10 protein-coding genes are annotated in these 11,591 nt (G+C 50.2%); 7 read left to right on the forward strand and 3 right to left on the reverse strand.

What is annotated here, in order from left to right:
- The first annotated feature begins 1,246 nt into the window (after window positions 1-1,246).
- On the forward strand, window positions 1,247-2,302 hold the full coding sequence (ilvC, locus tag G464_RS0107295) for a ketol-acid reductoisomerase (protein WP_021617480.1): 1,056 nt from the start codon (window positions 1,247-1,249) through the stop codon (window positions 2,300-2,302).
- A gap of 56 nt (window positions 2,303-2,358) precedes the next feature.
- Here ilvC and G464_RS0107300 read toward each other — a convergent pair whose 3' ends face one another.
- Complete coding sequence (locus G464_RS0107300) at window positions 2,359-2,835, reverse strand: GNAT family N-acetyltransferase (protein WP_022857318.1); 477 nt, start codon at window positions 2,833-2,835, stop codon at window positions 2,359-2,361.
- A gap of 77 nt (window positions 2,836-2,912) precedes the next feature.
- Between G464_RS0107300 and G464_RS0107305 the strand changes: the two genes are divergently transcribed.
- Complete coding sequence (locus G464_RS0107305) at window positions 2,913-4,388, forward strand: amino acid permease (RefSeq protein ID WP_022857319.1); 1,476 nt, start codon at window positions 2,913-2,915, stop codon at window positions 4,386-4,388.
- Between the two features lie 151 nt (window positions 4,389-4,539).
- On the opposite strand, the gene G464_RS0107310 is transcribed toward G464_RS0107305, so the two are convergent.
- Window positions 4,540-4,983 (reverse strand): hypothetical protein, encoded by a 444-nt coding sequence (locus G464_RS0107310; RefSeq protein ID WP_022857320.1) that lies wholly within the window; start codon window positions 4,981-4,983, stop codon window positions 4,540-4,542.
- A gap of 138 nt (window positions 4,984-5,121) precedes the next feature.
- Between G464_RS0107310 and G464_RS0107315 the strand changes: the two genes are divergently transcribed.
- Window positions 5,122-5,355, forward strand: coding sequence for a hypothetical protein (locus tag G464_RS0107315; RefSeq protein WP_022857321.1), 234 nt, complete (start codon window positions 5,122-5,124; stop codon window positions 5,353-5,355).
- Here the strand turns inward: G464_RS0107315 and G464_RS0107320 are convergent.
- Window positions 5,348-6,232: an FAD:protein FMN transferase gene (locus tag G464_RS0107320; RefSeq protein ID WP_022857322.1), complete on the reverse strand. Its 885-nt coding sequence runs from the start codon at window positions 6,230-6,232 to the stop codon at window positions 5,348-5,350. The two genes, G464_RS0107315 and G464_RS0107320, sit on opposite strands and share 8 nt — an antisense overlap.
- A gap of 140 nt (window positions 6,233-6,372) precedes the next feature.
- On the opposite strand from G464_RS0107320, the gene G464_RS09395 reads away from it, so the two are divergent.
- From G464_RS09395 to G464_RS0107340, 4 genes are all read left to right on the forward strand, one after another.
- Window positions 6,373-8,142 carry an FTR1 family iron permease gene (locus G464_RS09395; protein WP_244264126.1) on the forward strand — a complete coding sequence of 590 codons (1,770 nt, stop codon included), beginning with the start codon at window positions 6,373-6,375 and terminating at the stop codon, window positions 8,140-8,142.
- A gap of 75 nt (window positions 8,143-8,217) precedes the next feature.
- The gene (locus G464_RS0107330; RefSeq protein WP_022857324.1) at window positions 8,218-8,853 is read left to right on the forward strand and encodes an iron transporter; all 636 of its coding nucleotides are present in this window, start codon (window positions 8,218-8,220) and stop codon (window positions 8,851-8,853) included.
- 108 nt (window positions 8,854-8,961) lie between these two features.
- Window positions 8,962-10,245 carry a DUF2318 domain-containing protein gene (locus G464_RS0107335; RefSeq protein ID WP_022857325.1) on the forward strand — a complete coding sequence of 428 codons (1,284 nt, stop codon included), beginning with the start codon at window positions 8,962-8,964 and terminating at the stop codon, window positions 10,243-10,245.
- A 14-nt stretch (window positions 10,246-10,259) separates the two neighbouring features.
- The gene (locus G464_RS0107340; protein WP_022857326.1) at window positions 10,260-11,588 is read left to right on the forward strand and encodes an ABC transporter permease; all 1,329 of its coding nucleotides are present in this window, start codon (window positions 10,260-10,262) and stop codon (window positions 11,586-11,588) included.
- Window positions 11,589-11,591: the final 3 nt, after the last annotated feature.

Raw genomic sequence — 11,591 nt, forward strand, 5'->3', positions numbered from 1 at the left:
GACAGGCATCGCCATGTCTTCCACATGGCAGGCATACGCCACCGAAATCGTCTGAATGGCTCGACTCCATTAACTCGTGGATTCTCTGACCATCCGTCAAGCAAGTCACGGTCGTCTACGAACGCATCTATTCGAAATTGGTATCCGGAATAGACTTTGCCGTCATCCGGTTCGACCAGCACGGGTGCCGAACGTCAGTCGCCGGGAATCTGTTCATCCCAATACGAGGCTTCCGTATCTGGTAACGGAGCCGACGAGACGGATGTCATTGACCGTGCGGGAAATTCACTGTTCCAGGCCGGAATCAGCGAGACAAACTGAGATATCGTGGTCGCCCGGATCGCAGATGTCATCCAAGAAAGATTGTCGGCTGAGTCCCTTAACGATGGACAAAGGCAATCCGCCATGGCGTCGCTGCGTCGAATCGCCGGCGTTCTCCGACAAACGAAGAACGCCGCTATACGCATCGTTCCCCCCCCCTGATGGAGCGGCTACAAGCCGATTTCAATGCATAACCGCTACAGGCTCGAGGCGACCGAGAAACATAGAATACCCCCGCTCATGAAAGGTTAACGGTTTCAGCGATTACAGCTCACGCCGTTATTGAATCACGATTAAATGAATCATGATTCAATGTATCGTAATTCAATAGTTGGATGACGATGGCGTGGAAAATGGCTGTTTGTGAACGTGCACTTTGTGGTAGCTTTTGATATTGCGTTTTTGTGTGAAGCTTAGCGCTGTATCTATGACTGCTATCGTTAGCGCTACGCGTTAAAGCAATTTGAGGGGGTGTAATTAGCCGTGGTAAAGGCTTTACCTAATATAGTTCAACCTCATCTGTACACGTTACAGTAGTGCGCCCTTATATGCCTTACTGAGAAAGCACGTAAAATCAAGCTTTTCGCACTTGATTGAAGCGAACTGATAGCTTTAACTGTTACAGCTATCAGTAGTGTTACGCGTTACAGTCGTGTGGAGCCAAAAATCACTCGTGGTAAAAGCTTTACCAAGAATAGCTAGCCAACTGCTGTACGAGCTACAGCGCAGAGCCCAAGCCTAACCTCACAGCCCACACCTCAAAGTCCGCCCTCCAAAAATATTCAGCCACAAATCAGCCACATATTGGTACACGATGCGGTGAAATCACGAGTCATCAGTAAGATTGAGCGAAGAGTTGGGACAAAATCCTGCGTCTACACAACTATGCATAACAGCAAAAAGCAGTATTTTAAAGGAGCGCCATATGGCAGCACAAATTTGGTATGAAAAGGATGCTAACCCTTCAGTTCTCGATGGCAAGAAGGTAGCAATCATTGGTTACGGTTCCCAGGGTCACGCACACGCACTCAACTTGCGCGATTCCGGCGTAGACGTAGTAGTTGGTCTTCGCCCAAATTCTAAGTCTGTAGAATTCGCAAAGGAACAGGGCCTCGAAGTGAAGTCTGTTGCAGATGCAACTGCAGAAGCAGACATCGTTATGATTCTGGCTCCAGATCAGTACCAGCGCACCATTTGGGCAAACGACATTGAGCCAAACTTGAAGCCAGGCGCTGCAATTGCTTTCGCACACGGCTTTAACATTCATTACGGCTACATCAAGCCATCTGAGGATCATCCAGTATTCATGGTTGCTCCAAAGGGTCCTGGCCACATTGTCCGCCGTCAGTACACCGAAGGTCGTGGCGTGCCAGTAGTTGTAGCAGTTGAGCAGGATCCACACGGCGATGCTTGGGATATTACCCTTGCATACTCCGCAGGTATCGGTGCTTTGCGTGCAGGCGCAATTAAGACCACCTTCAAGGAAGAAACTGAAACCGATCTCTTCGGTGAGCAGAACGTTCTTATGGGTGGCGTAAACAAGCTCGTAGAAATGGGCTTCGAAGTTCTTACTGATGCTGGCTACCAGCCAGAAATCGCATACTTCGAGGTATGCCACGAGTTGAAGATGCTCGTAGACCTCATGAACGAAGGTGGCTTGAACAAGGCTCGCTGGTCTTGCTCCGACACCGCTCAGTACGGTGACTACACCAACACTGTTGTAGACGAGTCCTGCCGTGAGCGCATGCAGTACCACTTGAAGCGCATTCAGGATGGCTCCTTCGCTAAGGAGTTCATTGATGATCAGGATGCAGGCGCACCACACTTCAAGGAACTGCAGGAGAAGTACTCCAACGTTCGTATTGAAACTGTTGGTCCAAAGCTTCGTGCAATGTTCTCTTGGAACAGCGAGGGCGTTGCAGATGCTGATGAAGGTCAGTCCTTCAACGGTAAGATTGCTCGCACCCAGGTGCAGGACTAATCTAGCCGCTTAAAGACTAAAAAGGGAAGTGCTCACAAGAGCACTTCCCTTAATTCTTACCGCAGGATTTTCTCCATCACGGTTTCCTGCACCTGCATGCCCACAGCCTCATAAAACGCACGAGCTCCTGGATTGCATTCCCACACGCCGAGCGTCACATTATAAAAGCCCTCACTGCGCGCCCAATCAAAAATCCAATCCATAGCAATACGCCCAATCCCCATGCCTCGCGTGGTATCGCTGACGCATACATCATCGATGTACAGGGTCTTAATGTCCTGCAGCAGCGGGTTCGGACGATAATCGCGTACCTGGCAGAAGATATGAGCGAGCACGCGCGAACCATCAGTGGCCACAAAAATCGGGCGATCATCGTCCGACATCGTGGCAGAAACATCGTCCGCACTGTATTTGGTGGCGCGACGAAACAGATCCGGACGGCCGCGAAAATGCACCTCGTTCACCTGACGAAGCAAATCCATCAGGGCAGAAACATCGCTCGGCTGTGCGCGACGCATGGAGATTTTATTCATAAGTATCCTTCGTTAAACCGCTAGTGACACTGCTAGGTTACAATGGTTTTCGGTTTAGAGAGAAAAGAAAGGCTTGTATGACTGACTCTGCAGACAATACGAGTAAAAATAATTTAAAGACCGTCGATCATCTCGATAAAAATAATCAGATGGAGCGCGGCCTCAAAAACCGTCACGTGCAGTTTATTGCGATGGGCGGCGCTATAGGCACCGGTTTGTTCCTCGGTTCGGGTGAATCTATTGGCCTAACCGGTCCGTCAATCGTTTTCGTATACATTGCCGTTGGCCTGTTTATGTACATCCTGATGCGCGCGATTGGTGAGCTGATGTACCGCGATCCGAGCCAGCACACCTTTATTAATTTTATCGGGCGCTACGTGAGCCCAGCATGGGGACGTTTCGCGGGATGGTCATACTGGATTGTTCTTATTTTGATTGGCATGACCGAGATTGCCGCCGTCTCCACGTACTGCGTGAGCTTTTTCGGTACCTTCGGCATCGATTTATCCGCGTACAAATGGTTGATTGAGATTATTTTCCTCGTTGTGCTCACCAGCGTCAACCTGATTGCTGTGAAGGTTTTCGGTGAAGCGGAGTTTTGGTTCGCGATGATTAAGATCGCGCTGATCGTCGGTTTGATTTTAACCGCGGCAGCTATGTTGGTCGTCAACTTTAGTTATCCGGAGCAGACGATTAACGGCGTTACCACGCCGGCAGGTCATGCCAGCTTTATGAACATGGTGGAGGGCTTCTCCTTCGCACCGCACGGCTGGGCCAGCTTCTTTATGGCTTTCCCTATGGTGTTCTTCGCATACGAAATGATTGAGTTCGTGGGCGTAACCGTCTCGGAAACAGAGAATCCGCGCGAGATTTTGCCGAAAGCTATTAATCAGCTGGTTTACCGCATTTTGATTTTCTACGTGGGCGCTTTGGTGGCCATTATGTGCATTGTGCCGTGGCAGACCTTTATGCCGGACACGCAAGGAAATTACGCGTCGCCGTTTATTATGGTCTTCCGCTACGCCGGTTTAGATTGGGCTGCAGGCCTCGTCTTCTTCGTGGTGATTACGGCTGCAAGTTCTGCGCTTAACTCGCTGTTGTACTCGGCAGGACGTCACCTCTTCCAGTTGGCTGAGGACGCCCCGGCCGATAGCCTGCTGTCTCGCTTGAAGCTCGATGAGATTTCCGAGACGAAAGTTCCAGCTCGCGCGATTATCGGTTCGTCAGTGCTTATTTTGCTCTCGCCAGTGGTCAGCGTTATTCCAGCGATTAAGTCCGCGTTTACGCTCTTCTCCTCGGCTTCGAGTGCGGTGATTATTTTTATTTACATTCTCACCTTGGTTGCACACTATAAGTATCGCCAGAGCCCACAGTTTAGTACGGACGGCTTTATTTTGCGCGGCTACCGCTTCTTCGATGTGATTGGCATTATTTTCTACGTGTGCATTTATGTATCGCTGTTCTTGTCGTCAGAACGTATTATTCCTGCGGTTGCTGGTATTATATGGCTCCTGATTTTTGGAATATATTGCCATATGAACAAGGAACATTAAAACATTGATAATGGGTGGTTATGCATAGCCACCCATTATTAGCTATAAGCTGCACAACAGCGGAGTTCTTAAAGATTGTTGTGTATAAATATTGTAGCCGAGTGCGCTTGCGGGTTACTGGTGCTGTCCCGCATAACTATAAGTGCTTGATTTAGAACCCAGAGTCAAAGAGTATCCAAACGCCCCAACGCCACGCATAATACAATGTCTGATAATGAATTTCCCCGTCTGGTGATACCAAGCGCATATCCACCATTGCGATATTCTTGCGACCATATTTCTTGTAGGCGGCATATAGTTTATCTCCTTGAACACAATATGAGCCTTCACCATCGTAGCGGCTAACGAGAATAGCGGTATCAATGTAGAATTGTGTTGAGTATTCATCGTATTTGGCATATATCGTTTTAGTGTTAGCTAGCGATATGAAATTTTCTGCTCTGAGTTTGTACTCAAGAGTGAATAACTGGAATCGTGAAAAATTATGTGATTGCGATGTCGTCCAGACAAATGAAGGATGCAGATACCAAGATGTGGTGACAATGATAATCATAGCTAGTATTATGACACCAATTTTTGCGCGTTTTTCGGTCATGTGCGGTTCGTTCCTCCTGTCTCTAGGTTACTATTTATAGTGAAAAGACACGAAGGAGAGTCTTTGTGAACGTTCTACGTCCAGCTATAGTACCAGTCATTCTTAATGACAAGCTTTCTGATACCGATTAGAACTTCTATGCCCACTTTTCAGGAACAAGATTCGCATAATACTTCACCCCTGAGCTCACGAATTATAGAATCTGACATCGATGAAGCTATGAATGAATATGATGACGTTCTTGAACAGGTAAATACGGGAGGTATCAATGAAGATGAATTATTCCTGCGGTGGCTGGCCTCGTCTGGCTTGCAGCTTTCGGTACGTACTGCTACATCAAAGAGAAGAAAGCCTAAGCTTACTGTTACTTAACGAAAAATTCGCCCGGCCAGTTTTTTGACTGCTGGGCGTTTTTTGTGCTCAGCAATCGCGTGAATTCGAAGCGTGGAATACTCGGCAGGAGCAGGCTGTTGGGGTCACAGAAAAACAGGGCAGTACTTAACGCATCGGCCCATGCCGTAGGCAATTGTGTATCGGCAGCGCGCACGAGAGTCCAGATAGCGGCAACATCGTGCGGGTTTTCACTGGTAGTGGCATCCACAATATGGTGCACTTCCTGCGCGGTATTGAGCGCCGTCCAATGGCGACGAGCAGGGGAGGATGCACACACGGCTGCGTTGTGAGGCACGCGCACAATGCCTACAGCCTGCTCGACATTCCATGGGTTCTCGAGAGCGACCGTGCCGCCGCTCGACATAAAAATATCTCCAGCCGCGTTAATCATGCAATCATCGCCAACAATCATGTGTAATAAATCGACAAGATAGCCTTTACCTGCGGCTCCAAAATCCAGATGAACAGGGCGTGAGCTATACAATACGTTCGGCTCTCCATCGTTGCGCCACACGTCACGCCCCCACACAACCGGCTCATCGCCCAGCCAACCGTAGACATGACCGTAGCCCATACGTAGCAAAGAATCAGCGATAGTGGGTGTAAATCGGCCAGAGGTGGCGGCGAACATAAGATCATACAGATCGAAAAGCGGCGCGCAGAACAACGGAAACTCAACGCGGCGAGCAGAACCGGTCAGAGAGCTGAGCAAGCTATCCGAGCGAAAACGAGACAAAGCATGGTCAAAATCCGAGATAAGCGCAGCGCAATCAGAGCGTGCGGAACTTAAATCGCGGTCGCTGGACATAATCAAACCAGAACCGAGTGCGTGCGGGAAATCAAGAACCAAACTCATATCTTCACCATAACCCAGCAAACACGCGCATGCTATACCAAAATCAGGGATATTTTTACAAAACTCTTTACTTTTAGCGAAATTGTTTTACGCTTTAGTTCTGAAGGGTAGAGAAAATCGCTACTGGAGAGGTGAGAGAAGTGACATTCCAACATGCATTCGATCGCGTAAAGCGGGTATGTATGGCGGCAGCGGTCATGATGGTTATGGCTATGCTGTTTATGGCTTCTCTTGTACTCCCAACAACTCTCCCTACGCACGCAACAGCGGGCGCAGGGCAATTTTTTGCGCTCGATACGGCCGTTGCAGCCGAAAACAGTTCCGATAAGGACAGCTGGACTGCAGTGGCTGAGCTTATTTCCACAGATTTGAATGCGGGTGTGGAATCGCTTAACGCTGGCGATTCGACCAGCGCAGCATCAGCTTTCCAGCGTGCTTACAATGTGGATTATGTAGCCTCCAACATGACTGTGGTGGCCGGGCAATATGCAGACGCGACGACCGCGCAAAGCGTGAAAAGCGAACTGATAGCGCTGACCACAGACGTGTATAACAGAGCGAAGCAGGCCGAGATTCCTAGTCGCGTAAGCGCTGTACAAGTGCAGATTGCAAGCCTGGCGGCGGCGCTGGATGCGAATGCTCAGCTGGCAAATCCTCGCGATTTTGCTGCCGAGCGCGCCAAAAAAATCGCTGAAGAGCGCAAAAAGCTTGACGCAGCGAAAGTACGCAAAAATACCGGTCGCGGCTCGCGCACATGGTCCGATGTTGCGGTAGAAATGACCGCGATCTTGGATAAAGCGCAAACAGTAGCCACCACCGGCGACGATGGTCGCAAGGGTGCTGCGCTGGTGAACGAAGCCTACTATCAGCACTACGAAAAGCTCGGTTTCGAGAAAACTGTGATGAGCGCAATTTCGGGCGCTCGCGTATCGGAAGTGGAAAATCAGTTTAAGGAAACTCGCAAATCTATGGTGGGTGGCAAGTCGGAAGCTGAGATTAAGCGCAATGTGCAAACTCTTAAGTCGATGATCGTTACCGATGCGAAGGTTCTCGATGAGGGTGCTGCCGCGAAGGTAAATCCGTTCGTATCCTTCGTTACCTCCTCCTTCGGTCAGGCGTTTATTATTCTGCTGCGCGAAGGCCTCGAAGCTATTCTCGTGGTCGCCGCGGTTATCGCGTACCTCGCCAAGCAGGGCTACAAGCGCATGCTTAAGTACATTTACTTAGGCGTTGTGGGCGGTTTGATTGCATCGGCAATTATGGCGGCTCTGCTCACCTCTATTTTTAAGGCTGCCGGTTCGCATCAGGAAGTCTTCGAAGGTGTTACCGCGCTGATTGCTATGGTTATGCTGCTCTACACGAGCAACTGGATGTTGAGCAAGACAGACCATGAAGCGTGGAGCGCGTACGTAGACGAGAAGACGAAGCAAAGCATTTCCAATGGTTCGGTTATGTCTCTGGCTATTTTGTCGTTCTTGGCTGTATTCCGTGAAGGTGCCGAAACCGTTATTTTTTATGAAGCTTTGCTGGCTATGGATACTGCGGAAAATCACATACCTGTGTGGTGGGGTGCGCTGACCGCAACCATTGCCCTGGTGGTTATCTTCCTGATTATTCGCTTTACCTCGGTAAAGATTCCATACAAGCAATTCTTTAATGTTATGTCCATTTTGGTTTCCGTGCTCGTGGTTATTTTCGCTGGCTCGGGTCTGCACGAACTCATTGAGGCAGACGTTTTCGATGGCATCTACATGGCCTCCTGGCCAACCAACGACTTCCTCGGCTTGTATCCATACGTACAAACCGTTGTATTCCAAATTGTGATGGCAATCATTGTTATTGCGCTGTACATTGTGTCGACTATTCGACGCAAGCGAGCTGCACAGCTTCGCGCCGCAGCTCAAAACTAAAATTCCACTCGTATGGACTGTGTAAAAGCAAAACGCTTCGGCGACAAACACAAAGAACACGAAAGAGAGAAGAAAATGAAGAAATCTCGTTTAGCAGCAGCTTTGGCTCTGGTTCTGGCAGGAACCCTCGGCTTGGCAGCATGTGGCAACAACGCAGGCAGCTCCTCTGCTTCCCACGACCACAGCTCCAGCTCCAGCACGAAGAGCGATAACAAGTCCGATTCCACCAGCGATGGTGCAGGCTTCGAAGAGTTCCCAATTGGCGAGGACCAGGAAGTTGGCCCACTCAACGTGGCTATGGTGTACTTCCAGCCAGTAGACATGGAGCCAGCAGGTATGGGCTTGTCTGCAGCAGAAGCAAGCTTCCACCTCGAAGCAGATATTCACGCCCTCAAGGACAACAACCTCGGTTACGCAAAGGGTGACTTCGTTCCAGATTTGACTGTATCCTACGAAATCATTAACAAGGAGACCAAGGAAACTGCAACCTCCGGTACTTTCATGCAGATGAATGCAGATGATGGCCCTCACTACGGTGCAAACGTAAAGCTTGATAAAGCTGGCTCTTACACTGTTAAGCTGAGCATTGCTTCTCCAGCTGAGAAGGGTTGGGCCTTGCACGTGGATAAGGAAACCGGTGTAAAGGGCAAGTTCTGGACCACTCCTCTCGAAGCAAGCTTCGATTGGGATTACACTCCAATGCAGTGGTAATTCAGTAATTCAGAGTATCTGAATTCGTTGTAAGTACTTGCCGCTTGGATCCTGTTGAGAGGTTTTCCAGCGGCGAGTGCTTTCCCACATTTTCGTGAAGAAGGCATAATGCTCGAACAATTTGTTCACGCTTTTCCTGGATCTTTAGGTCCTATTCTGCTCACCATGGTTTATAGCGCCGTATGCAAGCCTTTCGACGTCGAGTATCGTCGACGTTCGCGTTTTGCGCGCATCGGCGGCGTAGTACTCGGTTTGGTGGGCGCTGTGGTGTTCGCAACGTTGCGTGGCACGAGCATTATTACGCAGCGCACAATGGTCAACTACCCAACTTTGGTAGCCTGTGTGGTGCTGGATGCGTTGTGCATCGCCGTGTGCGTGTATCTGGCTGTATCTTCTGTGTGGAAGATGCAAAAAGCTTGTAACCCGCGCGCCATCGATGGCATAAACATCCTGTTCGGCCTCAGCCTTGCTTTCCTGTACTTCCGTGCTTTCCCTGACGTTATCTTAAACGTCACGAATTTCGTAGAAACCGGAGAATCGATCTTTACCTCCGATATGCTGCTGCGTGCGCTCGGTTTTGCGTTGGGCATTGCGGCCAGCATTGTGATTGCCGCGATTTTCTCCTCGATGAAGAGCAGCATTTCGCCGCGCATTTTCGCTGTAACCGCCGCCGCTTTAATTGTGTGCATTGGCGCTCAGCACTGCATTGATTTGCTTCAGATTTTGTTTAGCACGCGCACAATCCGCTTAAACCGCGTGCTGTTTAGCGCTTTAGCGTGGGGGCTCAACCATGGTATGAGCATTGTGATTGCTCAGGCGGCGGTGTTTATTCTTCCGATTATCGCTACGGTTATTGCCGGGTGGCGTCGCGCGAAAACAGGCGAGACGATGGCTATCGTACGCTCTCACCGCAAGTTTAAGCGTCACGCTTACACGGCCGTCGCGTTCTCGCTGCTCGCGGTATGCGCGGTATCAGCAGCTCTTACTTACGGTGTGGCCGCAACGAAGCAGGAAATCAAACTTGCGGAGCCAGAAAAATACTCGCTGTCCAACGGCGTGGCCTCGATTAAGGTGTCGCAGGTCGATGACGGTCATCTGCACCGCTTTAAGTACCAGGCCGCGGACGGTACGACCATGTATTTCTTGGCGATTAAAAAGGGCGCGGGCTCGGTTGTCGTTGTGCTCGATGCCTGCGATAGCTGTGGTGACGCCGGTTATTACGAAAAAGACGGCAAGATTATTTGCAAAGAATGCGGTGTGGCTATGAATATTGCCACCATTGGTTTTAAGGGCGGCTGCAATCCGGTTCCGCTCAACTTCGAGAATGATGGCTCCACGCTTACCGTGAAGGCGGCGGATTTGGACGCTATGAGCTCGTACTTTAAGCGTTAGGGAGGGAGATTGGCATGTTTTTTGTCCGCATGATAGCTCGCTCGCTCACCCAAGAACTGCGCAAACGCTTACTTATGGGCTTGACTGTTCTGCTGGCTGCCACAGTGTCGACGGCTATGCTCGGCGTCGTTTTTGATGTGGGAGATAAGCTCAACGATGAATTATCGACCTACGGTTCGAATATTACGGTGCGCCCGCAGTCTGATGCTGTTTTGAGTGAATTGTATTCGTCGAGCTCTACTTCGACGCCAAGTTCGTCGCCAACAGATCCGACGCGCTTTTTGAAGGAATCGGATTTGCCTAATATGAAGACGATTTTCTGGGCGTACAATATTTTGAATTTTGCGCCGCAGTTGAATCAGCATGTGAGCGTTGGTGTTGGCTCGGTTGCAGTTGAGAAAGTGCCGGTGGTGGGCACATGGTTCCACAAAACTCTCGACCTGCCAACAGGCGAAAAAACTGTTGTGGGGCTTAAGGGCATGCGCTCCTGGTGGAGCGTGGACGGCAAGTGGGCTAACGATGGGTCGAGTGAAGCCATGGTGGGGTCGACTTTTGCCGCCGCTCATGGGGTAAAAATCGGCGATGCGCTTACGTTAAGTCGGGAGGGCAGCGAAGGTAACGACGGCCGCGAGCATATCGTGCAAGTCGTAGGCATTTTCCATTCCAGCGATGACGACGATAAAGCCATTTTTACGTCCACATCGGTTCTGCAAGAGGTAACGAATCTGCCCGATAGCGTGAACTATGTGGAAGTGAAGGCCCTGACCACCCCAGAAAACGACTTGGCGCGCAAGGTAGAAAAGTCTCCAGCTTCGGTGTCGCAGACCGAGTGGGATACATGGTATTGCACGGCATATGTAAGCTCTATTGCCTACCAGATTGAAGAGGTTATGCCAGGAGCTGTGGCCAAGCAAGTGCGTCAGATTGCGGCTTTGCAGGGCAATGTTATGCAAAAGACGCAAGCGATTATGATCGTGATGACTGCTTTAACCTTAATCGCGGCGGCTATTGCGGTGGCCAATTTGATGGCCGCTGCTACGGCTGAGCGCTCGAGCGAAATCGCTCTGCGTAAGGCGATTGGTGCAACCAATAGTGAGGTTATGCGATTTATTCTCGCAGAAACCGCGTCTATCTGCTTACTCGGCGCTGTGGTGGGAGCCGGACTCGGCACTCTGGTGGCTCAAGGCATTGGGCGCGTGGTGTTTAGTGCGGGTATTGTTATGCGTCCGATGGTGTTTGTGTTGGTGGCAGTGCTCTTGGCATTGACTGTGCTGGTGGCGTCGGTGTCTGCATTACGTTCGATTTTGAATTTGAAGCCAGCAGAGGTTCTCCATGGAAGATAAAAA

The organism is Alloscardovia omnicolens DSM 21503 (assembly GCF_000420505.1).
In the GTDB taxonomy this organism is placed as follows: domain Bacteria; phylum Actinomycetota; class Actinomycetes; order Actinomycetales; family Bifidobacteriaceae; genus Alloscardovia; species Alloscardovia omnicolens.

Coding starts and splice junctions, on each gene's coding strand:
- G464_RS0107300 (WP_022857318.1), bottom strand. CDS start 2,835: ATGAATAAAATCTCCATGCGTCGCGCACAGCCGAGCGATGTTTCTGCC.
- G464_RS0107305 (WP_022857319.1), top strand. CDS start 2,913: ATGACTGACTCTGCAGACAATACGAGTAAAAATAATTTAAAGACCGTC.
- G464_RS0107315 (WP_022857321.1), top strand. CDS start 5,122: ATGCCCACTTTTCAGGAACAAGATTCGCATAATACTTCACCCCTGAGC.
- G464_RS0107320 (WP_022857322.1), bottom strand. CDS start 6,232: ATGAGTTTGGTTCTTGATTTCCCGCACGCACTCGGTTCTGGTTTGATT.
- ilvC (WP_021617480.1), top strand. CDS start 1,247: ATGGCAGCACAAATTTGGTATGAAAAGGATGCTAACCCTTCAGTTCTC.
- G464_RS0107330 (WP_022857324.1), top strand. CDS start 8,218: ATGAAGAAATCTCGTTTAGCAGCAGCTTTGGCTCTGGTTCTGGCAGGA.
- G464_RS0107340 (WP_022857326.1), top strand. CDS start 10,260: ATGTTTTTTGTCCGCATGATAGCTCGCTCGCTCACCCAAGAACTGCGC.
- G464_RS0107310 (WP_022857320.1), bottom strand. CDS start 4,983: ATGACCGAAAAACGCGCAAAAATTGGTGTCATAATACTAGCTATGATT.
- G464_RS0107335 (WP_022857325.1), top strand. CDS start 8,962: ATGCTCGAACAATTTGTTCACGCTTTTCCTGGATCTTTAGGTCCTATT.